The sequence below is a fragment of the Paracoccus salsus genome, from assembly GCF_021556615.1.
Taxonomy (GTDB): domain Bacteria; phylum Pseudomonadota; class Alphaproteobacteria; order Rhodobacterales; family Rhodobacteraceae; genus Paracoccus; species Paracoccus salsus.
In genome coordinates this window covers 135985-158339 of record NZ_JAKGGD010000003.1, presented here as the reverse complement: position 1 = coordinate 158339, position 22355 = coordinate 135985, and the positions used below count along the sequence as shown (strand labels likewise).

The 22355-nt window shown below is 65.4% G+C and carries 21 protein-coding genes; 7 read left to right on the top strand and 14 right to left on the bottom strand.

What is annotated here, in order from left to right; translation table 11 throughout:
• Nucleotides 1-104: 104 nt before the first annotated feature.
• Nucleotides 105-1607, bottom strand: a complete 1503-nt coding sequence (locus tag L1965_RS07295) for a CoA-acylating methylmalonate-semialdehyde dehydrogenase (protein WP_235755770.1) — start codon at nt 1605-1607, stop codon at nt 105-107.
• Between the two features lie 101 nt (nt 1608-1708).
• On the opposite strand from L1965_RS07295, the gene L1965_RS07290 reads away from it, so the two are divergent.
• From L1965_RS07290 to L1965_RS07275, 4 genes are all read left to right on the top strand, one after another.
• Nucleotides 1709-2620 carry a LysR family transcriptional regulator gene (locus L1965_RS07290; protein ID WP_235755769.1) on the top strand — a complete coding sequence of 304 codons (912 nt, stop codon included), beginning with the start codon at nt 1709-1711 and terminating at the stop codon, nt 2618-2620.
• A 58-nt stretch (nt 2621-2678) separates the two neighbouring features.
• A complete protein-coding gene (locus tag L1965_RS07285) occupies nt 2679-3140 on the top strand; it encodes a CBS domain-containing protein (protein WP_235756126.1) in 462 nt (153 codons plus the stop codon).
• An 85-nt stretch (nt 3141-3225) separates the two neighbouring features.
• Nucleotides 3226-3717: a pantetheine-phosphate adenylyltransferase gene (gene coaD / locus L1965_RS07280; RefSeq protein ID WP_235755768.1), complete on the top strand. Its 492-nt coding sequence runs from the start codon at nt 3226-3228 to the stop codon at nt 3715-3717.
• 77 nt (nt 3718-3794) lie between these two features.
• Nucleotides 3795-4634 carry a DUF2189 domain-containing protein gene (locus L1965_RS07275; RefSeq protein ID WP_235755767.1) on the top strand — a complete coding sequence of 280 codons (840 nt, stop codon included), beginning with the start codon at nt 3795-3797 and terminating at the stop codon, nt 4632-4634.
• Between the two features lie 6 nt (nt 4635-4640).
• Here the strand turns inward: L1965_RS07275 and L1965_RS07270 are convergent, their stop codons facing one another.
• The 10 genes from L1965_RS07270 to pyrC all read right to left on the bottom strand — a co-directional run bounded on the left by L1965_RS07270 (nt 4641) and on the right by pyrC (nt 14648).
• Complete coding sequence (locus L1965_RS07270) at nt 4641-5363, bottom strand: SDR family oxidoreductase (protein WP_235755766.1); 723 nt, start codon at nt 5361-5363, stop codon at nt 4641-4643.
• 11 nt (nt 5364-5374) lie between these two features.
• Nucleotides 5375-6226 carry a fumarylacetoacetate hydrolase family protein gene (locus L1965_RS07265; RefSeq protein ID WP_235755765.1) on the bottom strand — a complete coding sequence of 284 codons (852 nt, stop codon included), beginning with the start codon at nt 6224-6226 and terminating at the stop codon, nt 5375-5377.
• Nucleotides 6227-6426: 200 nt separating this feature from the next.
• Nucleotides 6427-6918 carry a bactofilin family protein gene (locus L1965_RS07260; protein ID WP_235755764.1) on the bottom strand — a complete coding sequence of 164 codons (492 nt, stop codon included), beginning with the start codon at nt 6916-6918 and terminating at the stop codon, nt 6427-6429.
• Nucleotides 6908-8215, bottom strand: a complete 1308-nt coding sequence (locus L1965_RS07255) for a DUF5930 domain-containing protein (RefSeq protein WP_338421475.1) — start codon at nt 8213-8215, stop codon at nt 6908-6910. The genes L1965_RS07260 and L1965_RS07255 overlap by 11 nt, the downstream gene beginning before the upstream one ends.
• 181 nt (nt 8216-8396) lie before the next feature.
• Nucleotides 8397-9794 (bottom strand): helix-turn-helix domain-containing protein, encoded by a 1398-nt coding sequence (locus L1965_RS07250; protein WP_235755762.1) that lies wholly within the window; start codon nt 9792-9794, stop codon nt 8397-8399.
• 186 nt (nt 9795-9980) lie between these two features.
• Nucleotides 9981-11177 carry a multidrug effflux MFS transporter gene (locus L1965_RS07245; protein ID WP_338421473.1) on the bottom strand — a complete coding sequence of 399 codons (1197 nt, stop codon included), beginning with the start codon at nt 11175-11177 and terminating at the stop codon, nt 9981-9983.
• The gene (locus tag L1965_RS07240; RefSeq protein WP_235755760.1) at nt 11164-11337 is read right to left on the bottom strand and encodes a hypothetical protein; all 174 of its coding nucleotides are present in this window, start codon (nt 11335-11337) and stop codon (nt 11164-11166) included. The genes L1965_RS07245 and L1965_RS07240 overlap by 14 nt, the downstream gene beginning before the upstream one ends.
• Complete coding sequence (locus L1965_RS07235; protein ID WP_235755759.1) at nt 11328-12815, bottom strand: replicative DNA helicase; 1488 nt, start codon at nt 12813-12815, stop codon at nt 11328-11330. The genes L1965_RS07240 and L1965_RS07235 overlap by 10 nt, the downstream gene beginning before the upstream one ends.
• 121 nt (nt 12816-12936) lie before the next feature.
• On the bottom strand, nt 12937-13608 hold the full coding sequence (locus L1965_RS07230; RefSeq protein ID WP_235755758.1) for an orotate phosphoribosyltransferase: 672 nt from the start codon (nt 13606-13608) through the stop codon (nt 12937-12939).
• Entirely contained in the window at nt 13605-14648 is a 1044-nt protein-coding gene (gene pyrC, locus L1965_RS07225; protein ID WP_235755757.1) for a dihydroorotase, read from the bottom strand. The genes L1965_RS07230 and pyrC overlap by 4 nt, the downstream gene beginning before the upstream one ends.
• Nucleotides 14649-14901: 253 nt before the next feature.
• Between pyrC and L1965_RS07220 the strand changes: the two genes are divergently transcribed.
• Both L1965_RS07220 and L1965_RS07215 read left to right on the top strand, forming a co-directional pair.
• Nucleotides 14902-15111 (top strand): hypothetical protein, encoded by a 210-nt coding sequence (locus tag L1965_RS07220; RefSeq protein ID WP_235755756.1) that lies wholly within the window; start codon nt 14902-14904, stop codon nt 15109-15111.
• 85 nt (nt 15112-15196) lie between these two features.
• Nucleotides 15197-15949, top strand: coding sequence for an SDR family oxidoreductase (locus L1965_RS07215; protein ID WP_235755755.1), 753 nt, complete (start codon nt 15197-15199; stop codon nt 15947-15949).
• Nucleotides 15950-16168: 219 nt separating this feature from the next.
• Here the strand turns inward: L1965_RS07215 and trpS are convergent, their stop codons facing one another.
• Nucleotides 16169-17221 carry a tryptophan--tRNA ligase gene (trpS, locus tag L1965_RS07210; protein ID WP_235755754.1) on the bottom strand — a complete coding sequence of 351 codons (1053 nt, stop codon included), beginning with the start codon at nt 17219-17221 and terminating at the stop codon, nt 16169-16171.
• Nucleotides 17222-17296: 75 nt separating this feature from the next.
• Between trpS and L1965_RS07205 the strand changes: the two genes are divergently transcribed.
• A complete protein-coding gene (locus L1965_RS07205) occupies nt 17297-17998 on the top strand; it encodes a rhomboid family intramembrane serine protease (RefSeq protein ID WP_235755753.1) in 702 nt (233 codons plus the stop codon).
• A 37-nt stretch (nt 17999-18035) separates the two neighbouring features.
• Here L1965_RS07205 and murJ read toward each other — a convergent pair whose 3' ends face one another.
• Both murJ and L1965_RS07195 read right to left on the bottom strand, forming a co-directional pair.
• Nucleotides 18036-19568, bottom strand: a complete 1533-nt coding sequence (gene murJ / locus L1965_RS07200) for a murein biosynthesis integral membrane protein MurJ (protein WP_235755752.1) — start codon at nt 19566-19568, stop codon at nt 18036-18038.
• Nucleotides 19569-19571: 3 nt separating this feature from the next.
• On the bottom strand, nt 19572-22355 hold the full coding sequence (locus tag L1965_RS07195) for a [protein-PII] uridylyltransferase (RefSeq protein ID WP_235755751.1): 2784 nt from the start codon (nt 22353-22355) through the stop codon (nt 19572-19574).

The following is a 22355-nucleotide window of genomic DNA, read 5'->3' as shown; positions in this document are numbered from 1 at the left end:
ATCAGGGGCGCACAAGCACGCCGCGCGCCCCTTTTGCGTCCCGCGCCGGCCGGAGGGCGTTGCCCCCCGGCCCCCCGGGGATATTTCAAGACCAAAGCGGGCCGTCAGTCCATGGCCTTGAAGTTCAGGCTGACGCCTTCGTCCTTGATGCCCGAGAACCAGCGCGCGGTGACGGTCTTGGTCTTGGTGTAGAAGCGGAAGGCATCGGGTCCATACTGGTTCAGATCGCCGAAGGCCGACTTCTTCCAGCCACCGAATGTATAGTAGCTGAGCGGCACCGGGATCGGGAAGTTCACGCCGACCATACCCACGTTCACGCGGCTGGCGAAGTCGCGTGCGGTGTCGCCGTCGGCGGTGTAGATCGCCGTGCCGTTGCCATAGTCGTTGTCCATGACCAGCTTGAGCGCGTCTTCATAGTTTTGCGCGCGGACGGTCGAGAGCACAGGGCCGAAAATCTCTTCCTTGTAGATGTCCATGTCGGGCGTAACCCGGTCGAACAGCGAAGGTCCGCAGAAGAAACCGTTCTCGTAGCCCTGGATGTTGAGCTCGCGCCCGTCCACGACCAGTTCTGCCCCCTGATCCACCCCCGAGGCGATCAGGCGGTTGATGCGCTCCTGCGCCGCCTTGGTGATGACGGGGCCGAAATCCACGTCGTCGCCGGCGGTATAGGGACCGACCTTCAGTTTCTCGATGCGCGGCACAAGCCGTTCGATCAGCGCGTCGGCGGTCTTGTCGCCGACAGGTACCGCGACCGAGATCGCCATGCAGCGTTCGCCCGCCGCGCCGAAGCCGGCGCCGATCAGCGCATCCGCCGCCTTGTCGAGATCGGCGTCGGGCATGATCAGCATGTGGTTCTTGGCGCCGCCGAAGCACTGTGCGCGCTTGCCGTTATTGGCCGCGCGGCCATAGATATATTGCGCGATCGGGGTCGATCCGACAAAGCCGACCGCCTGGATGGTCGGATTGTCGAGGATGCCGTCCACGACCTCCTTGTCGCCGTTGACGACCTGCAGCACGCCGTCAGGCAGCCCGGCCTGCTGCGCCAGCCTGGCCAAGGCCATCGAGGTCGAGGGGCACCGCTCGGACGGTTTCAGGATCATCGCGTTGCCGGCGGACAAGGCCGGTCCCATCTTCCACAGCGGAATCATCGCGGGAAAGTTGAACGGGGTGATGCCGGCCACGACGCCAAGCGGCTGGCGCATGGAATAGAGATCGATCCCGGGGCCGGCATTGTCGGTATAATCGCCTTTCAGCATGGCGGGGGCGCCCATGCAGACCTCGATCACCTCAAGGCCGCGCTGCACGTCGCCGCGCCCGTCGGGCAGGGTCTTGCCGTGCTCGGAGCTGACCAGCTCCGCCAGCATATCCATGTTTTCGTTGATGAGCTGGCCGAATTTCATCATCACGCGGGCGCGGCGCTGCGGGTTGGTCGCGCCCCATTCGACCTGCGCCTTCTCGGCGCTGGCAATGGCGGCGTCCAGCTCTGCCTGGCTGGCCAGCGCGACCCGCGCCTGCACTTCGCCGGTCGCGGGGTTGAAGACATCGGAGAAGCGGCCCGACGTGCCCTTCGCTTCTTTACCGTCAATCCAGTGGTGAATCTCTTTCATCGCATCCTCCTGCGTTGTTGGCTTGACCATAGCCTTGCGGAAATGTCCTAAAAAGAGGCAGTGTGGCAAAGGGGTTTTGCGTTTTTGCAAAGGTCGATGCGTTGGACTGGGATGACTTGCGGATTTTTCTGGCGGTGGCGCGGGCCGAAAGCCTGTCGGGGGCGGGGCGCCGGCTGGGCATGGACGCTTCGACCGTGGGCCGCCGCGTCGCCCGGCTGGAGCAGGCTGTCGGGGCTGCGCTGTTTGCAAAGACGCCGCAGGGATACGCGCTGACGACCGAGGGTGGCCGGTTGGTTGCCCCGGCCGAGGCTGCCGAGAATGCCGCGCTGACCGTGGCCGAGGCGACGCGCCGCGACGAAGGGATCGGCGGCCAGTTGCGAATCGGGGCGCCGGATGGCTGCGCGAATTATCTGCTGCCGCAGGTCGCGCGTCGCCTGTCCGAGGCGCATCCGCGGCTTGAGATCCAGATCGTCGCGCTGCCGCGGGTGGTCAACCTGTCCAGGCGCGAAGCCGACGTTGCGATCGCGGTGTCGCCGCCCGACACCGGCCGGCTGACCGTGCAGCGGCTGTCGGACTACCATCTGCATCTTGCCGGGCATCGCGACTATCTTGACCGGCACAAGCCGATCCGGGGACTGGATGACCTCAAGGCACATCCGATGATCGGCTATATCCCCGACATGATCTTCGACCGCGAACTGGATTATCTGTCCGAGACCGGCGTCGAGATCGCGGCGATCAGTTCGAACTCGGTCTCGGTCCAGATGCAGGCGATTCGCGCCGGTGCGGGGCTTGGAATCGTTCATGATTTCGCCATGCCCTTCGTCGAAGGGCTGCGCGTCCTGCTGCCCGAGAAGATCTCGTTGACCCGCAGCTTCTGGCTGTTGCGTCATGCCGACGATCGCGGCTCGCGTCGGCTGAGCATTCTCGCCGACGAACTGGCACAGGGCGTCCGCACGGAAATCGCCCGCCTGGAATCGCTGGTTTGCGCCCCGATGGATCGCAGCACTTGACGCCGGGCGATTCGCGGAAAAGGATGGATGCAACCTCGCCGCGAAGGAGTACATGTCGATGCTGGTCAAACAGTTGCTGTCCATGAAAGAGTCGTCCGGCAAGCCGGGGATCGCGGCTGCCACGATCGTCACCATCAAGCCCGATGCGACCATGGCCGATGCCGCAAGGCTTCTGTCCGAACAGCGGATCGGGGCCGTGGTGGTTTCGTCCGACGGAAAGACCCCGGTCGGAATCCTGTCGGAACGCGACATCGTGCGGCAACTGGCGAAGAGCGGGGCCGAGATGCTGTCGACGAAGATCGCGGACGTGATGACCACCGAGGTGCAGACCTGCACGACGGGCGAGGACGCGCTGGCGATCCTCGAGAGAATGACCGAGGGACGGTTCCGCCACCTGCCGGTGGTCAATGCCGAGGGCCACATGCTGGGGGTGGTTTCGATCGGTGACGCCGTCAGCGGACGGCTGAAGGAGCTTTCCGCCGAGAAAGAGGCGCTGACCGGGATGATCATGGGCAGCTGAGCCCAGCTCGCTTCCGTCAAGCCCTTGCATTTCGGACCCAAATCGGATTTGCCTGAAGGCGCGACCAGTCACAAGGACGCCTGAGATGCGCATTGGGCTCTATCCCGGCACGTTTGATCCGATCACGCTGGGTCATGTCGATATCATCCAGCGCGCAATGGCGCTGGTCGATCGGCTTGTCATCGGGGTGGCGATCAACCGTGACAAGTCCCCGCTGTTCGATCTGGACGAACGGGTCGCGATGGTGCGAACCGAATGCGACGAGATCGCGGCGAAGACCGGCGGAGAGATTCTTGTCCACGCCTTCGACAACCTGCTGATCGACTGCGCGCGCGATGTGGGCGCGACGGTGATCGTGAGGGGGCTGCGGGCGGTGGCGGATTTCGAATACGAGTTCCAGATGGTCGGAATGAACCGTGCGCTGGATTCCAGCATCGAGACGGTGTTCCTGATGGCGGATGCGCGGCGGCAGGCCATCGCTTCGAAACTGGTCAAGGAAATCGCGCGCCTTGGCGGCGACGTATCGCGGTTTGTCACGCCGCCAGTCGATACAGCCTTGCGACGGCGCTTCGCCTGATCGCGTCGTTTTCGTTGCGCTTGCGCGGATTGGCGCCTAAGATTTGCAATCGAACGCGCGCGAAATGAGAGGCTTCCTTGACCCGATCAGACGCTACCGATCGCTCGCCGATCCCCGAACCGAAGCGCAACCCATTGCCCGATCCGGCGCCCGATACACCGGACGAGCTTCCCGAACCCGCGCAGATCAGCATGTCCGATATCGGCGCCGCCCTTGCGTCAGGCTGGGAGGATTTTCGCCGCGCGCCCGCCTTTGGTCTGCTTTTCTCGGCCTTCTACGTCGCGGGCGGGCTGGTGATGGCGGCAGTTGCGCTTGCCTCGGGGCGCGAGTGGTGGCTGATCCCGTTCATCCTGGGCTTCCCCCTGATCGCGCCTTTCGCGGCCATCGGCCTTTACGAGGTCAGCCGCCGCATCGAGGCCCAGGAGCCGCTTGACTGGCCGCGCGTGCTGGGCGTCGTCTTTGCCCAGAAGGATCGGCAGATCCCTTCGATGGCGATGGTGATCCTGCTCTTGTTCATGTTCTGGGTCTTCGCTGCCCATACCGTGTTCGCGTTGTTCATGGGGGTGTCGGCGCTGACCAACATCACCACGTCGATGGCGGTTCTGTTCGAGGGCCGGGGGCTTGTCATGCTGATCGTCGGTACGCTGATCGGCGGCGCGTTCGCGGCGGTTCTGTTTTCCTTCACCGTCGTGGGACTGCCGGTGCTGCTGGATCGCGAGGTCGATTTCATCACCGCGATCATCGCCTCGATCCGCGCCGTGGCGGCGAATCCGATGGTGCTGGCCGCATGGGCGGCAATGATCGTGATCCTGCTGGCGGTCGGGATCTTCCCGTTCTTCCTCGGCCTGTTCATCACCATGCCGGTTCTGGGCCATGCCAGCTGGCATGTCTATCGCCGTCTGATGCCGGATAGCTGAGCCGATTCAGCCTCGACCGATATAGGCCATGTTGGTTGCCATGACGGTCATGAACTGGACATTGGCGCCACTGGGAAGCCCGGCCATGTGAAGCACCGCGTCCGCCACCACGGCGACGTCCATCATCGGTTCCGGCTCGCGGGCCTCGCGACTGACCTGCGTCAGCAAATCGGTCGCGGCGTTGCCGATATCGATCTGCCCGCAGGCGATGTCGAACGCGCGCCCGTCCAGAGACAGGCTGCGGGTCAGGCCCGTGACCGCGTGCTTGGACGCCGTGTAGGCGATCGACCCGGGACGCGGCGCATGCGCCGAAATCGAGCCGTTGTTGATGATCCGGCCACCTTGGGGATCCTGTTCGCGCATCAGCCGGAACACAGCGCGGGCGCACAGGAACATCCCCACGACGTTGACATCAATGACCGCGCGGAATTCGGCCGCAGAGACCGCATCGGGGGCTGCGGGCGGTGAACCGCGCCCAGCATTGTTGAACATCACGTCCACGCGGCCCCAGTCGTCAGCGACACGGTCGAAGGCATCGTCAACCGCCTGTGCGTCGGTGACATCGCAGGGCAGGATCAGGGCCGCGCAGCCGCCGGCCGTTTCCTGCAACGCCGTCTCGCGTCGGCCGATCAGTGCCACGCGCCAGCCGGCTGACAGGAAACGATGCGCCGTGGCGCGCCCGATGCCGCTGCCTGCGCCGGTTATGATGATGCCACGTTGCGTTGACATCGGCCCTCTTTTCAACTGATGACGCGCTGTGTCTGCACGCCCAGCCCATCGATGCCGAGCCGCATCACCTGTCCGGCGCGCAGATAGGCGGGTGGGTTCTGCCCCATGCCGACGCCTGGCGGGGTTCCGGTGGTGATGATATCGCCCGGCATCAGGGTCGTGAACCGCGAGCAATAGGCGACCAGCTGCGCCGGACCGAACACCATCGTGGCGGTGCTTCCTTCCTGGTAACGATGGCCGTCCACCTCCAGCCACAGCCTCAGCGCCTGGAGATCGGCGATCTCGTCGCGCGTTACCAGCCAGGGCCCCACGGGGCCAAAGCCGTCATAGCCCTTGCCCTTGTCCCATGTGCCGCCTCGGCGCAACTGCCAGTCGCGCTCGCTGATGTCGTTGACCACGCAGAAGCCGGCGACGCGGCTCAGGGCATCGTCCTCGGAGAGGTCGCTTCCGCCCGCGCCGATCACGATACCCAGTTCCACCTCCCAGTCGGTCGCGGTCGAGCCGGGCGGCAGGCGAAGTTCGTCATCCGGCCCGGTGATCGAGCTGGTCCACTTGGTAAAGACGATCGGCTCCTCGGGAACCGGCATGCCGGCTTCGCTGGCATGATCGGCATAGTTCAGCCCGATCGCGATGAACTTGCCGACCTGACCGACGCAGGCGCCAAGGCGCAGGTCGCGCTGGGGCTCGCCCGCGACCAGAGGCAGCGATTGCGGGTCCAGCGCGGCAAGCCTGGACAGCCCGGCCGGGGTCAGGACCTCGTCCGCGATGTCGTGCACATGCTGGCCCAGGTCCCGCACCCGTCCGGCGAGGTCCAGCAGTCCCGGCCTTTCGGCGCCCCGGCTACCATAGCGTACCAGCTTCATCCCGTTTCCCCCTCTGATCGTGCGCACCCCGCGCGGCAGCCAGCCGCGCTGTCTGCCGTGGCCAAGCTATCCTATCCGCCGCGATCGTTTTTCAGCCATATGCGCATGCAGCATATCGCCACGCGCAAGAATGGTCAGGCGCTTGCCGAAACGCAAGACGGCCCGCGATTGCGGGCCGTATCGGGCATTTTCGTGATCGCTCAGCTGGACGTCGGCGGAGCCAGCTTCTTGGTGTTCGCGCTGGCCAGAGGATCTTCCTGCCGCTGCACCGACCCCTCGAAATGAGCGCCCGATTCGATCGCGATGGTCTTGTGGATGATGTCGCCCTCGACCCGCGCGGTTGCGGTCAGGCGGACCTTCAGGCCGCGGACGCGGCCGATCACGCGGCCATTCACCACGACCTCGTCGCCGACGATCTCACCCTTGATGGTGGCGCTTTCGCCGATCACCAGCTGGTGGGCGCGGATGTCGCCCTCGACATTGCCCTCGATCTGGATGTCCCCGTCGGTGCGGATGTTCCCGGTCACCGTCAGGTCAGAGGACAGGACGGAAGGCGTGGTGCGCTTGTTCGGCATCGGGTTGGGCTCGCTGCCGCGTTCGGGCGCTACGGGTGTGGGATTCGGCTCGGCGCTGGTCGGGTTCGAGGCGGGCTGCTGGGGGCGGTTTTCGGTCACGCGGGTCTTACTGAACATTGCTTGCTGCCTTGATGAAGCTCATCGGGTCCACCGCCCGGCCTTTCATGCGCACCTCGTAGTGCAGGTGCGGCCCGGTCGAGCGTCCGGTATTGCCCATATCACCGATCAGGTCTCCTTGCGACACCCTTTGACCCGATTTCACGCGGATTCGCGACAAGTGACCGTAACGTGTCTCGACGCCCAGCTCGTGCTGTATCTTGATGAGATTGCCGTAACCGCTCTGACGGCCCGCAAAGGACACCACGCCGTCGCCAGGCGCGTAGATCGGTGTGCCCACCGGCCCGGCCATGTCAACGCCTTCATGCATGCGTCCCCAGCGACGCCCGAAGCCCGACGTGTAGCGGAACGAGGACTTTACCGGCATCGCCAGCGGCAGTTTCTCGATCGCAATACGGTAGGTGTTCATCTGATCCAGGGTCACGATGATCTGGTTTGCCTTCGTCTCGCCCTGGCTCAGCGACGCGTCGCCTCGTGTCGAATGGGCCATGGGCGTCAGCGGCCCTCCCTGTCCCGAATAGCCGCTGCGAATCGTCCGCAGAACATCATCGGGGTTCATTCCGACCGAGCGGAACACCTCGTCCAGCGGCTTGACCGAGATGGCAACCGCATCCTCCAGCTGGGTCAGTATCTGGTCGTTGCGGGCAATGATCTCATCGCGCTGCGTTTCCAGATTGGCGACGGCGATGCGCGCGGCCTCGGCCTGCTGCAATGCCTCGCCGCGTTCCGCGGCGGCGTTGCGCAGCTCGCCCGACAGGATGTCCAGCGCCACCGAGACTTCCTGCGCACGATCCGGCGCCGCATCTGCGCCGCCGGCGTCAGCGGCATTCGCGATCCGCTGCGCGTCGTCACGCTCGCTCATGGCGTCACGCAGGGTCGACTGCACGACGTTGAGCCCGGTTTCCAGCTCGCGGCGGCGCTCTTCGGATGACAGCAGCTTGGACTGCATCTCCGAAACCTGATCCAGCGCGATGGCGAAGCGGTTCTGCGCGGCGAGGGCCTCGGCCGCGCGGGCGTCGCGTTCTGCGGACAGCTGGTCCAGCCGTTCCTCGAACGCGCTTTGCGCGCGCATCACCTGATCGCGCCCGCCCCCGGAACTGATCGCATCGATCACCAGAATCGAACTGGCGACCAGCATCCAGCCGAAACCCACGGTGAGGCCGCTGATACCCAGAAGCTGCGTGATCGGGCGCAGGCGAACGAAGCGGGTCGCATCATCCGAGCGCAGGAACAGGCGTTGTTCAGGCAAGATCCGCTCAAGCGAGCTGTTCAGACGGTTCGTCAGGTTCAGCGGCAAGTCATGTCCCCCGGCATCACACCCATGTTTCGATCCGGGTGCTCTGGTTCCGTTGTGTTCGGGGTAAACAGGACCTGTGCCTTCATGGCAACATGCCAGCGCCCGCACCGTGGACAGATGCGCGGATACATGCCTTTTCGGGCGGGTTTCCGCCGAAATCGGCATGCATTGCAGGAAGTCGTCACGCAATTTCATAAGGCAGGGGTCCGTTCCTGTCGGCGGGGATGCGCAGTGGCCGGTCGATCGGGGGCACCGAGCGCTGGTGGCAGTCGGGGCGCGGGCATATTCGACACGAGATTCCGATGGGCTCGAACGCGCGCGGCTTGGTCATGTCCAGGCCGTCGGCATAGACCAGGCCTTCGGCATGCGCGATCTCGCAGCCCAGCCCGATGGCGAATCGTCGGACCGGCGCGTTGAAGGCGCCGGCATGTTTCGACACGTCGCGCGACAGCAGCAGGTACCGGACACCATCGGGGGTTTCAGCCAGCTGGCGCAGGAATCGGCCGGGCTGTTCGAAGGCCTGATGCACGTTCCACAAGGGGCAGGCCCCGCCGAAGCGGGCGAATTGCAGCCGGGTGGTCGAATGGCGCTTGGTGATTGTCCCGGCCTGGTCGACGCGGACGAAAAAGAACGGCACGCCCTTGGCGCCGGGACGCTGCAACGTGGACAGGCGATGCGCGACCTGCTCCAGCGAGGCATCGAACAGATGTGCGAGCCGTTCCAGGTCGTGACGCTCGGTCCGCGCCGTCGCGAGAAAGTCGCGATAGGGCATCATGGCAGCGCCGGCGAAGTAATTCGCCAGACCAAGCCTGGCGATGTCGCGCGCAGCGTCGCTGCGGAACCGCGCCAGGTCAAGCGTCGCCTCGAGCAGGTCGGACTGGCGTTCCAGCGCCACCAGATGCAAGAGCTGGAACAGTCTGGTCGGCGCCTCGGCGGAGGCGTTGACCTGAAGCTCGTCGCCGTCACGGCGAAAGACCGCGTTGGCCGGAAGTTCGATCAGGGACACGCGGATCCGGCTTTCGGCCAGCGCCGCAACGCCGGCCTGCCACAGATCGGCGCGCCGCCCGCCGGGACAGGCAAAACGTTCCGCCGCGCGGTCCATGGCGTCGATATAGTTGTCGCAATAGTGGAAGAAGTCGCGCACCTCCTCCCAGGGTGTGGACAACGTGTTCTGTCCGGCGGCGCCGATCGCCTCGTCCAGTGCGGCGAGCCGTTCCTGGCCTTGCCGATGCGCGCGGTAAAGATCCAGGAATGCCCGGGCAAGCACCGGGGCATTGGTCGCGGCAAGGCGCAGATCGGCCAGTGGCGGCGTCGCGTCGAACAATGGGTCCGCCAGCGCCTCCTGCATGTCGATGACCATCCGTTCGGCGTCCCCGGCCGCCAGCGTCGTCAGATCGACGCCGAATTCCTGTGCCAGCCGCAGCAGCACCCCCGCCGAGATCGGCCGGTGATTGTTTTCCATCTGCGACAGATAGGGCAGGGATACGCCCAGCCTTTCGGCAAAGCGCCGTTGCGTCAGCCCGGCCCGCGCGCGCGTTTCGCGCAGCGAGGTGCCGGCATAGATCTTTTGCGTGACCATGATCCGCCCCATCTTTTGCAAAGCCGGATGTAGCGTTTGCAAAGGCCGTCGGGCAAGTGGTCTCGCGCCTGAGGGCCGCAACGGCGGATGCAGGGCCGACACAGGTCGGGAAAGGGCGTTGGCGCATGACATGTCCAGAACATGACGCAAAAGGCTTAAGATATGGTATGTCCGGTCCGACGGGGCCTAGCCCGCACGCGCAAGCTGCCGTTCGCGGCGCAGCACCCACAGCACGGCGGCCAGTGATCCGGCGGCCGAGGCGCACATGATCACCTGCAGCGGCGTCGCCCCCGCGCCGGGCCTCAGCAGCGCGCCGGCAAGGGCCGACAACCCGGCCCCGCCGGCCACTGCAAGCGCGCCTCCCAGGCCACTGGCGGTCCCCGCAAGCTCGGGCCGGACGCTCATCATGCCGATATTGGTGTTGGGAATGACCAGGCCGTTGCCCAGGCCCATGAAGGCAATCGCGCCGAAGAAGACCACAGGATCGACCCGGTCCAGCAGCGTCGCCCCCAGCGACAGCGACAGCGCCGCAAGGCAGATGATCGCGCCTGTCAGGATCATCGGGTTCAGGCCCATCCGCGCCGTGAAGCGGCCCGACAGGAAATTGCCGATCAGGTAGCCGATCGAGGGAGCGGCGAAGAAATACCCGACCTGGGCAGGCGTCAGTCCGAACACCTGCGTGCCCACGAACGGCGCACCGCCAAGATAAGCGAAGAAGCAGCCCGAGGACAGCGTGGCGGCCAGGCAATAGCCCCAGAAGCGATGTGACCGTGCAAGGATCGGGTAATTCTCGATCTGCTGGCGCAACGGCACGCCGCCGCCTTTCACCGTCTCGCCCATGTCGCACCAGGTCACGGCCAGCACGACCAGCCCCAGCGCGCCCATCATGGCGAAGTTCGCGCGCCAGCCGAAGGCCTCGTCCAGCAATCCGCCGATCACCGGCGCGGCCATCGGCACGACCGCCATGCCCATGGTCACATAACCAATCATCGAGGCCGCGCGGGCATCGTCGTAGATGTCCCGGACCGCCGCGCGGGACAACAGCATGCAAACCGATACCATCGCCTGGATCATGCGGAACAGCAGGAAACTGGCGGCATCCCGTGCCAGCAGCGTTCCGATCGTCGCCAGCGCAAAGATCACCAGCCCGGCCAGCGCGACGGGTCTGCGCCCATAGCGGTCGCTGACCGGCCCGGCCACCAGCTGGATGATCGCGCTGGCGCCGATATAGCCCGACACGGACAGCTGCATGATCGCGTAATCGACGTCGAAATCCCGCGCCATCCCGGGCAGCGAGGGCAGAAAGACGTTCATGGACAGCGCGCCCATCCCCGACAGAGCGACCAATGTCAGCGGGTGCGGAGGAGTTCTAGGCCCAGTCACGAAAGATCAGCCATCCCCCAAGGACGCGCGGCGCGAAGCCCGCGCCATGCCGCCACACCGGCGGCGCTCCCAGATGCCCGTCCCAGGCCGGGGTCATCAGGGCGCCCGGGGCGATCGGAAGCCCGATCGTGATGGGCGGAACGGCAGGGCTCAGTCCCATTGGCTTTGGCGATCCCTCGCAAGATTGCCAAAGCGCGTGAATTGCCCCTCGAAGGACAGCTCGACCGTGCCGATCGGGCCGTGGCGCTGCTTGCCAAGGATCACCTCGGCCTTGCCATGGACCTGCTCCATGATCTGCTGCCACTTGGCCATCGCGTCCAGGTCGGCGTCGGACGGCTTTTCGCGCTCCTTGTAGTATTCCTCGCGGAACACGAACATCACGATATCGGCGTCCTGCTCGATCGACCCGGATTCGCGCAGGTCGGACAGTTGCGGACGCTTGTCCTCGCGGTTCTCGACCTGGCGCGACAGCTGCGAGAGGGCGATGACCGGGATGTTCAACTCTTTCGCGACGGCCTTCAGGCCCTGGGTGATCTCGCTGACCTCGTTCACGCGGCTGTCCTTGGCGCTGGCGGCCTTGAGAAGCTGAAGATAGTCGACGATCAGCACGTCCAGCCCGTGGGTGCGCTTCAGCTTGCGCGCGCGGGCGGCAAGCTGGTTGATCGGCAGCGCCGGGGTGTCGTCGATGTAAAGCGGACAGTTCTGCAGGGCATGCGCGGCCTCGACGAAGCGGCGGAACTCGCCCTCGTCCATGTTGCCGCTGCGGATGCGTTCGGATGGCACCTCGGCGGCTTCCGACAGGATCCGCGCGGCCAGCTGTTCGGCCGACATTTCGAGGCTGAAGAAGCCCACGACGCCGCCTTCGATGGTGCCGTGCGTGCCGTCCGGCTTTTCGCCCGTCTTGTGCGCCTTGGCGATATTGAAGGCGATGTTGGTGGCCAGCGACGTTTTCCCCATAGACGGGCGGCCCGCCAGGATGATGAGGTCGGAATTGTTCAGCCCGCCCATCTTGCCGTCCAGATCGACAAGCCCGGTCGAGATCCCCGACAGCTTGCCGTCGCGCTGATAGGCGGCATTGGCGGCCTGCACGGCCCCGGTCACGGCCTTCAGAAAGCTCTGGAACCCGCGCTCGGCCACGCCCTGCTCGCCCAGCTTGTAAAGCGTCTGTTCGGCCGCCTTGATCTGTTCCTCGGCGTCGTCGCCCACCTCGACGGTGGCGGCGCGCGCGGAAATGTCCTGTCCCAGCCCGATCAGTTCGCGCCGCAGCGCGAATTCGCGGATCATCTGCGCATAGTCGCGCGCCGCATAGGCCGAGATCGCGGCACCCGCCAGCCGCGCCAGATAGGGGGCGCCGCCCAGTTCTTTCAGGCCCTCGTCGCTTTCCATGAAGGCCTTGATGGTCACCGGGCTCGCCAGCGCGTTCTTGCGAATCCGTTCCGAACAGATCTCGAAGATGCGGGAATGGACGGGATGGTAGAAATGCTCGGCCTTGATGACCTGGCTGACGCGGTCGAACACGTCATTGTTGGTCAGCAGAGCACCCAGCAATTGCTGCTCGGCCTCCAGCGAGAACGGCACCGCCTGCTGGTCGTCGTCCTGACCTTCCTGTCCCGGAATGATCGCGCGCAAGCCGCTCATATGCCCAATGCCCCGTTTTGTGGTTATGCGGATTCTTCTACCCCATGCCCAAGCGACGCGAAATCCCGCGGGGTCGGAAAACGGTGTGTGGATCTGTGGACAGGCTGTGGATAAGAACCGGTCAGCCGTTCGCCGCCTGCCAGCCGCGCGGGTCGGTCAGGAAGGTGCGGACCTCTTCCAGCGTCGCGTCGTCGAAGCTTTTCTGCGCGCGCGCCTCGTCCAGAACGTCCCACCAGGTGCACAGGTGGTGCAGGCTGACACCGTGATCGGCGAGGCGCCCGGGCGTTTCGGGGAAGATGCCGTAGTAGAAGATGACCGCCGTGTGCGCGCAGCTTGCCCCGGTGTCGCGGATCGCATCGACGAAGGACAGCTTGCTGCCGCCATCGGTGGTCAGATCCTCGACCAACAGAACGCGCTGGCCCTCGGTCATCACGCCCTCGATGCGGGCATTCCGACCGTAGCCCTTCGGCTTCTTGCGGATATAGGTCATCGGCAGGCCCAGCCTTTCGGCGACCATTGCGCCGAAGGGGATGCCCGCGGTCTCGCCCCCGGCGACGTTGTCGAAGGCCTCGAAGCCGGCATCACGCATGACCGTCGCGGCCAGGAAATCCATCAGCGTCCGGCGCACGCGTGGAAAGCTGATGATCCGGCGGCAATCGACATAGGTTGGCCCCTTCAGACCCGAGGCATAGGTAAAGGGCTGCTCGGCGTTGAAATCCACCGCCTTGATTTCCAGCAGCATGCGGGCGCTGAGGCGGGCCATTTCCTCGCGCGACGGATAGGGCAGGCTCATGCGTCCTCCAGATGCCAGTAAAGCGGATGGCCGGGCTCGAACAGGGTGACGGTCTCGTCGCCGGCGGCGATGGTCCTGGGGTATTGCACGGGCTGGTCGCGCCGGATCAGCCGGATGCGGGCTTCATTCGGCGGAAGGCCATAGAAAGCGGCCCCGTTCAGGCTTGCGAAACCCTCGAGCCTGTCCAGCGCGCCCTGTTCCTCGAACACATGGGCAAGGATCGACATCGTGTTCGGCGCGGTGAAACAGCCGGCACAGCCGCAAGGCTGCAACTTGGCGCTATCGGCATGCGGGGCGCTGTCGGTGCCAAGGAAGAACCGCGCCTCGCCGCTGGTCGCGGCCTCGCGCAGCGCCTGGCGATGGCTTTCGCGCTTGGCCACCGGCAGGCAGTAGTAATGCGGACGGATGCCGCCGGCGAGGATCGCATTGCGGTTGATGACCAGATGGTGGGTGGTGATCGTCGCGCCCAGGTCGTCGCCGCCGGATCGGGCATAGGCGACGCCCTCCGAGGTTGTGACATGCTCCATCACCACGCGTAGCCGGGGCGTCCGGCGGCGCAACGGATCCAGCACCCTGTCGATGAACACCGCCTCGCGGTCGAAGATGTCGACGTCCGGATCGGTGACCTCGCCGTGGACGCATAGCGGGATGCCGGCATCGGCCATGGCTTCCAGCACCGGGCGCACCCGGTCGAAATCCGTGACGCCGCTGGCCGAGTTGGTCGTCGCGCCCGCCGGATACAGCTTGACCGCGCGGATGATGCCCGCACGATGCGCGGCCACGACATCGGCCGGGTCGGTGCCGTCTGTCAGATACAGCGTCATCTGTGGATCAAGCGCCGAGCCTTCGGGCAACGCGGCAAGGACGCGGTCCCGATAGGCGGCGGCCTGCGCGCCCGTAACCACCGGCGGCACCAGGTTGGGCATGATGATGGCACGGCCGAAACCGGCGGAATGAGGCGCCACTGCAGCCAGCATCGCGCCGTCGCGCAGATGCAGATGCCAGTCGTCGGGGCGGCGAAGGGTGATGCTATCGTTCATGGCATGCCTGTATACATTGCCGTCCCTGATTGCCAAGCCGGTGATAGTGCAATTCTGCCACACTGTGAAAAGCTATGACCGGCGACCCTGTGTCTGCCCTGAAGGGGATGCGACGGTGGACGCGTCGGCGAGACAAGGAATTCTATGAATGTCACAAAATATAAACTTGGCGTCCGCTTTTGGATCTCCCTATCGGCTCTGGGCGCAGATGGCGCGGATTGCCGTTGATTCCCATAAGGTCATGGGATTTCGCATGGCCGGGATGATGGGCATGGCGGTGCAATCGCCTGGCGAGCCTTTCCGGATGTTCGCCGAAAAGCAGGCCGCCGCTTCCGAGTCGCTTTTCGCGGTCATGCAGGCAACCGGGCGTGGCGTCGCCGCCGACCGGGTCGTATCCGCCGCCCTGCGCCCGTATGGCAAGCGCACGCGCGCCAATTCGCGCCGGCTGTTGAACGGGCACTGAGGGGCAGGCAGGTCGGCATGCGGACCGGGCCGACACGGCCCCGATTCCGCGCTGACAGAGCGACCGTGTTCTTCAGGAGGTCGTCATGAAGTCCGCGCTGATTACCGGTGGCGCGCAGGGTATCGGCAAGGCCATCGCGGTTCACCTGCGCAGCGAAGGCTGGCGTGTTGCCGTCATCGACCGTGATGTCGAGGCGCTGGGCGAATTGTCGGACGAGGATCCCGGCATCCTGGGGATCGATGGCGACGTCGGCGACGAGGCATCGGTTGCCCTGGGTTTCGAACGACTTCGCGACTGGATGGACGGCGCTGCACTCGACCTGCTGGTTTCCAACGCGGGGATCGCCGACCCGCATTCCGGCCCGATCGAACGGCTTTCGCTGGCAGGCTGGCGGCGGTGGCAGGAAAGCCATTTGACCGGAGCGTTTCTCTGCGTCCGCGAGGCGGTGCCGCTTCTGCGCCGCGCAGATGGCGCGATCGTCACCATCGCCTCGACCCGCGCCCTGCAATCCGAGCCAGACTGCGAGGCATATGCAGCCGCCAAGGGCGGACTGGTCGCCTTGACCCACGCACTGTCCGTCAGCCTTGGCCCGGCCGTCCGGGCGAACTGCATCTTGCCCGGCTGGATCGAGACCGGCCCCTGGCAGAAGCGCGCCAATCGCGGGCAGCCGGATCATTCCGTCGCCGACATCCGCCAGCATCCGGCCGGCCGCGTGGGCGTGCCCGAGGACATTGCAGCGCTGGTCGCGTACCTGGCCTCGGACAATGCCGGGTTCATCACCGGCCAGAATTTCGTGGTCGATGGCGGGATGACCCGCAAGATGATCTATGCCGACTGACACCGCATTGCGGAACAGCAGCACGGGGCCCGTGCCGGAATCGGCATGACCGGGCCGCATGGCTGGAAAAGGCCCTGCACCGGCAAGGCTGTCACCTCTCCGGCCTGAGTGGAGATCCGATCGTCGGCGAGGTGATGGCGCATCGAGGGCAGCGCCGGATCGTCAAGGAAAAGCTCGCCACAAGATGCGCGCGGTCAGTTTCCGACCCTGCGGTCGCGGCTATGCGCGGGTCCGAAGCAAGCCCATGATGTCCTTGGTCCGGTCCAGGATCGGCGTGGCGATCGCGTCGGCTCGCGCGGCGCCGTCGCCGAGAATGCGGTCTATCTCGGCCGGATCGGCCATGAATTCGCTCATCTTGCGCGTGATCGGCGTCAGCGCCTCGACCGCGATCTCGGCCAGCGCGGGCTTGAAGATGCCAAAGCCCTGGCCCTCGAACCTGGCCAGCACCTGGTCGGGGGTCTGATCGGACAGTGCGGCATAGATATTGACCAGATTGCGCGCCTCGGGACGATCCTTCAGGCTCTCGATGCTGGCCGGCAACGGGTCGGCATCGGTCCGGGCCTTGCGGATCTTCTGGGCGATCGCGTCGGCATCGTCGGTCAGGTTGATCCTGCTGGCGTCCGAGGGATCGGATTTCGACATCTTCTTCGAGCCGTCGCGCAAGGACATGACGCGCGTCGCCACGCCCTCGATCAGCGGTTCGGTGACCGGGAAGTGATTGACGCCGTAATCGTGATTGAACTTGGCCGCGATGTCGCGGGTCAGTTCCAGATGCTGCTTCTGGTCCTCGCCGACCGGCACGCCGGTCGCCTGATAGGTCAGGATGTCCGCCGCCATCAGCGCCGGGTAGGCCAGAAGCCCCAGGCTGGCATTTTCGCTGTTCTTCCCGGCCTTGTCCTTGAACTGGGTCATCCGGTACATCCAGCCGACCCGCGCCACCGTGTTGAACAGCCACGCCATTTCGGCATGGGCACTGACCTGGCTCTGGTTGAACAGGATCGACTGACGAGGATCGACGCCCGATGCCATGAAGGCCGCTGCCGCCTCGCGGGTGCGGCCCCTCAGGATCTCTGGCTCCTGCCACACGGTGATGGCGTGCAGATCGACGATGCAATAGATTGTCTCGGCGGTGTTACCTTGCAGCGCGGAGAAGCGTTTCAGCGCGCCCAGGTAATTCCCAAGCGTCAGGCCACCCGAGGGCTGGATCCCCGAGAAGATGCGCGGGGTAAAGCCCGGATTGCCCGAAATGTCCGGATTGGTCGTCTCGTTCATGTCTGGCCCGCTTGGATTTTCCGTGGCGCTGGCTTAGCTGTTGGCCGCACTGACCGCAACCGCGAAGGAAACCAGATGCGCGAAGGCCTGAACGAATCGCCCCTGAACCCGCTGCCCGCCGCCGTCTGGTTGCTGGTTCTGCCGGTGATCGCCAGCGAGGCCGTGTTCGGTCTGGGCCGGCTGGGGCTGATTGGCGGCGCCGACGGGGTTGGGCTGCGGCTGTCGGCGATGCAGGTGACTGCCTTCGCGCCGGAAATGATCCAGCGGATGTGGGGTCTGGGGGTGATCGACTGGGACCAGCTTTACCGGCTGCTGACGTTCAGCTTCGTCCACGCCTCGCTGGTGCACGCGCTGTTCGTTCTGGTCTTCACGCTGGCGCTTGGAAACCTTGTCGCGCGCGAGTTCCGGCCGTTTGCCGTCATCGCGCTGTTCCTGGGCTCGGCCATCGGCGGGGCCCTGGCCTATACCGTCGCGATGTCGGTGCTGCCCGGCCGGCCTGCGCCCCTGATCGGCGGCTACCCGGCGGTTTACGGATTGGTCGGCGCGTTCACCTTCCTGCTTTGGGCCAGGCTGGCGGCTGCGAACGCCAACCGGATGCGGGCCTTCACCCTGATCGGGCTGTTGCTGCTGTTCCAACTGGTCTTCGGCATGGTGTTCGGCGGTGCTGGCTATGGCTGGATTGCCGAAATCGCAGGATTCGCGGTCGGTTTCGCGCTGAGTTTCCTGCTGGTCGATGGCGGTGTGACGCGGGCGCTGCGACAGATCCGGCAGCGATGACGGGTCCGCGACATGTTCGCACCGAAGGCGCGACGCGCTAGCGCGAGCGTCTGATAGCTGTCTTCAGCTCAGACAGGCGATAGGCTCCGGTCGCGAAGCTGAGGGCGAAATAGATCGCGCCGCCGCCGAAGACAAGGATCGCAAGGCCGGGAACCCGGGGAATGCCCGCCGCTGAGGCCCAGTCCCGCATCACCCACAACGCGACCGCCATCAGGGCCGAGGCCAGCACCATGCGCGGGGCGGCGCGCAGCAGGCGGGCGTCGGCGCGCGCAGCCTGTCCCATGTCGCGGGTGCCCCACCACAGCTGCGCGACCATCACCCAGGCTGCGATGGTGGTGCCCAGGGCCGCGGCAAGGAAGCCGATGAACGGCATCAGGCCGAAGGCGACCACGGCATTCACCACCATCGACATGGCCGCATAGCGGAAGGGCGTGCGCGTATCCTCGCGCGCGAAGTAAAGCGGTTGCAGGATCTTCTGCAGGACGAAGGCTGGCAGGCCAAACGCATAGACGACCAGCGCGGCGGCCGTCTGGGTCGTGTCGTGGGCGGTGAACTGACCGCGCTCGAACAGGGTTGCGACCATCGGTTCTGCGATCACCGCGATTGCGAAGGCGGCCGGCAGGGTCAGGAACAGACCGAATTCGGTTGCGCGGCTATAGGCGGACTGACCTCCGTCGTGGTCCTCGGCCCTCAGGCGTCGAGCGAGTTCGGGCAGCAGCACGACCGCCACCGCCGCGCCCACCACACCAAGCGGCAGCTGATAGAGCCGGTCGGAATAGGACAGCCAGGCGATCGCACCCTCGAAGCGCGAGCCGACCTGACGGCCGATCAGCAGGTTCAGTTGCACCACCCCGCCCGCGAAGGCTGCGGGCAGCGCGACGGCCAGCAGCCGGCGCATGTCGGGCGACAGGCGCGGGCGGCGCGGCCAGAAGGTCCAGCCGGTGCGTCGCGCATCCCACCAGACCAGCGCCAGCTGCGCGATGCCGGTGACCGGCGTCGCCCAGGCCAGCGTCAGCCCCAGATCCCAGCCTTGCCAGCGCCCCAGCCCCATCGCGACGATGAACAACAGGTTCAGCAGCACCGGGGCCGCCGCGGCGGCGGTGAAGCGGCCATTGGCGTTCAGCACGCCCGAGATCATCGAGGCCAGCGATATCAGCAGGATATAGGGAAAGGTGATGCGGCCGTATTCGACGGCAAGATCAAATCGCTCATCGCCCTGAAAGCCTGAGGCCATCAGCCAGACCAGGACCGGCATGAAGATCATCGCCACCGCCGACAGGATCAGCACGGCCATGAACAGACCCGAGAACGCCTCGGCGGCGAAACGCTCGGCGTCGCGCCTGTCCTCCAGCTTTTTCGAGAAGATCGGCACGAAGGCGGTGTTGAACGCGCCTTCCGCGAAAAAGCGGCGGAACATGTTGGGCAGTGAAAGCGCGATCAGGAACGCCTCGGCGACTGGCCCGGTGCCCAGCCACGCAGCCATCAGGATGTCGCGCACGAAGCCCGACAGGCGCGAGATGAACGTCCAGATCCCAACCGAAAGGAATCCGCGCACAAGTCCCGGTTTCATGCTCTATGCCTCTGCCCGCTTTGCCCCGTCGGCGATTGCCTTGCGCAGCTTCTTTTCCAGCATGTCGCGTTTCGCCTCGCTGTGCAGCTTCAGGCCGAACAGGTCCTTGACATAGAAACTGTCCACCACCTGTGCGCCGAAGGTTGCGATCACCGCGCTGACGATCTGGATATGGTTCGCCGCCATCACGCGGGTCAGATCGTAAAGCAGGCCGGGCCGGTCGCGGGTGTCGACCTCGATGATCGTATAGATGTCGCTGCCCTCATTGTCGAAGGTGACATGGGTCGGGAAACGGAATTCTCGGTTGCGCTTCTTGGGCTTGTCGCGGCTTGCAAAGGCCTCGCGCGCGACGATCTCGCCCTTCAGCGTGCGCAGGATGGTCTGGCGCAGCCGTGGCAGACGATCCTCGCTGAAGGGATGGCCTTCTGCATCCTGCACCCAGAACACCGCGGTCGCGTAGCCGTCGCGGGTCGTATAGGTGCGGGCGTCGACGACATTCGCGCCCATCAGCGTCAGCGCGCCCGCCAGCCGCGAGAAGATGCCGGGATGGTCGGCCAGCACGAAGGCGGCGCGGGTGGCGTCGCGATCCTTGTCAGCGCGCAGGTCGATGCGAATCTCGTCTTCGCCGATCTCGCGCAGCAACTCGGCGAACACCGCCTGGGTTTCGGACGGCAAGCCCGGCCAGTAATTGTCGTAATGCCTGCCAAGCTCCGCGCGGATTGCCCTGGGCTCCCAGCCCTTGGCGGTCAGCAGGTGGCGCAGGGACCGCTTGGCCTCGTTCTGGCGCTTGTCGCGATTCAGCTCCTCGAGGCCGTTTTCCAGCGCCGCCGCGGTTTCCTGGTGCAGCTTGCGCAGCAGCGCGGCCTTCCAGTTGTTCCAGACACCGGGGCCGACACCGCGGATGTCGCAGACCGTCAGGACAAGCAGCAAGTCAAGCCGTTTGCGGGTCTTCACCGCCTTGGCGAAATCGCGCAGGGTGCGCGGGTCGGCGATGTCGCGTTTCTGCGCCACATCCGACATCAGCAGGTGATTTCGCACCAGCCATTCCACGGTGTCCACATCGTCCTGCGGAAAGCCGAAGCGCGTGGCGATGCGGCGCGCGATGCGGGCGCCAAGGATCGAATGGTCCTCGCGCCGCCCCTTGCCGATGTCGTGAAGCAGCGTTGCCAGGTACAGCACGCGTCGATTGATGCCCGAACCCATGATCCCGTGCGACACCGGCAGATCCTCGGGGTGTTCGCCGCGCTCGATCTCGGCCAGCGCGGCGACGCACTGGATCGAATGCTCGTCCACGGTGAAGTGGTGATACAGGTTGAACTGCATCATTGCCACGACCGGCTGGAATTCGGGGATGAAGGCGGCCAGGACGCCCAACTCGTTCATCCGGCGCAGGCTGCGTTCGGGATTTCCGTGCTTCAGCAGCAGGTCCATGAAGATGCGGATCGCCTCGGGGTCGGCGCGCATCCTGTCATCGATCAGGGTCAGGTTGGCGGCGATCAGACGCATGGCGTCGGGATGGATCAGAATGCCGGTGCGCAGCGCCTCCTCGAACAGGCGCAGGATGTTCAGCGGGTCCCTGAGAAACGCGGCGTCGTCCTGGATTGCCAGCCTGCCGTGCCTGTCGCTGAACCCCGGCCTCATCTTGCGGCGGCGCCGGAAGAGCCGGCCCAGCATCGGCGCCTTGCGGACATGGCGGGCTTCCAGTTCGGTCAGGAACACGCGCGTCAGTTCGCCAACGCGGGTGGCGTGGCGGAAATAATCCTGCATGAAATACTCGACGCCGCGCCGCGCGGCGGTGTCCGAATAGCCCATGCGGCGTGCGACCTCGACCTGCATGTCGAAAGACAGCACATCGACCGGCCGTCCGGCGATCAGGTGCAGGTGGCAGCGGGCGGCCCACAGGAAATCCTCGGCCTGCCAGAAGGCCAGATGTTCTTCCCGCGTGAAGACACCCAGATCGACAAGTTCGACAGCACGATCGACCCGATGGATGTATTTCGCGATCCAGTAGAGGGTTTGAAGGTCGCGCAGCCCGCCCTTGCCCTCCTTGACATTGGGTTCAAGAACGTAGCGCTGGCCGCCCTGACGCTGGTGGCGGGCACTGCGCTCCTCCAGCTTTGCCTCGACGAATTCCGGAACGGTCTTCTCGAACAGTTCCGACCACAGCCGCTCGCGCAGCTCTTGCGCCAGCGGTGCGTGGCCGGTGACGAGGCGATGTTCGACCAGCGAGGTCCGGATCGTCATGTCGCCCGCGCCAAGTCGCAGGCAGTCATCCACGCTGCGGATCGAATGGCCGAGCTTCAGCTTCAGGTCCCACATCATGTAAAGCATGGATTCGACCACGCTTTCCGCCCAGGGCGTGATCTTGTAGGGGGTCAGGAACAGCAGATCCACATCGGATGATGGCGCCATCTCGGCCCGGCCATAGCCGCCGACCGCCAGCACTGCCAGCCTTTCGCCCTCGGACGCGTTGTGCAGCCGATGCAACCGGGTGATGGCGACGTGGTGGATGGCGGTGACCATGCCGTCGGTCAGGCTGGCAATGGCGCGCACCGTTTCGCGCGCGGCGCGGGGGTGGCTGAGAAACCCGGTTTCGATATCCGCCATGGCGGCGGCGCGCGCCTCGGACAGCAGGGCGACGGTCGCGCTGCGGATCTCGCGAGGTTCGTCCAGATCGCCAAGCCTGGCTTCGAGCGATGCCAGAAAGCTCTCGTTGTCAAAGATTTCATGCGCCCCGGGCAAGGCCGGGGCGCTTTGAACCGTCGTGTCGCTGGCGCCTGATGCCAA

Excerpts from the sequence above, each read along its gene's own strand:
- L1965_RS07295 (WP_235755770.1), bottom strand. The coding sequence starts at position 1,607 with ATGAAAGAGATTCACCACTGGATTGACGGTAAAGAAGCGAAGGGCACG.
- L1965_RS07285 (WP_235756126.1), top strand. The coding sequence starts at position 2,679 with ATGCTGGTCAAACAGTTGCTGTCCATGAAAGAGTCGTCCGGCAAGCCG.
- coaD (WP_235755768.1), top strand. The coding sequence starts at position 3,226 with ATGCGCATTGGGCTCTATCCCGGCACGTTTGATCCGATCACGCTGGGT.
- L1965_RS07270 (WP_235755766.1), bottom strand. The coding sequence starts at position 5,363 with ATGTCAACGCAACGTGGCATCATCATAACCGGCGCAGGCAGCGGCATC.
- L1965_RS07265 (WP_235755765.1), bottom strand. The coding sequence starts at position 6,226 with ATGAAGCTGGTACGCTATGGTAGCCGGGGCGCCGAAAGGCCGGGACTG.
- L1965_RS07260 (WP_235755764.1), bottom strand. The coding sequence starts at position 6,918 with ATGTTCAGTAAGACCCGCGTGACCGAAAACCGCCCCCAGCAGCCCGCC.
- L1965_RS07250 (WP_235755762.1), bottom strand. The coding sequence starts at position 9,794 with ATGGTCACGCAAAAGATCTATGCCGGCACCTCGCTGCGCGAAACGCGC.
- L1965_RS07240 (WP_235755760.1), bottom strand. The coding sequence starts at position 11,337 with ATGGGACTGAGCCCTGCCGTTCCGCCCATCACGATCGGGCTTCCGATC.
- L1965_RS07235 (WP_235755759.1), bottom strand. The coding sequence starts at position 12,815 with ATGAGCGGCTTGCGCGCGATCATTCCGGGACAGGAAGGTCAGGACGAC.
- L1965_RS07230 (WP_235755758.1), bottom strand. The coding sequence starts at position 13,608 with ATGAGCCTGCCCTATCCGTCGCGCGAGGAAATGGCCCGCCTCAGCGCC.
- pyrC (WP_235755757.1), bottom strand. The coding sequence starts at position 14,648 with ATGAACGATAGCATCACCCTTCGCCGCCCCGACGACTGGCATCTGCAT.
- L1965_RS07220 (WP_235755756.1), top strand. The coding sequence starts at position 14,902 with ATGGCCGGGATGATGGGCATGGCGGTGCAATCGCCTGGCGAGCCTTTC.
- L1965_RS07215 (WP_235755755.1), top strand. The coding sequence starts at position 15,197 with ATGAAGTCCGCGCTGATTACCGGTGGCGCGCAGGGTATCGGCAAGGCC.
- trpS (WP_235755754.1), bottom strand. The coding sequence starts at position 17,221 with ATGAACGAGACGACCAATCCGGACATTTCGGGCAATCCGGGCTTTACC.
- L1965_RS07205 (WP_235755753.1), top strand. The coding sequence starts at position 17,297 with ATGCGCGAAGGCCTGAACGAATCGCCCCTGAACCCGCTGCCCGCCGCC.
- murJ (WP_235755752.1), bottom strand. The coding sequence starts at position 19,568 with ATGAAACCGGGACTTGTGCGCGGATTCCTTTCGGTTGGGATCTGGACG.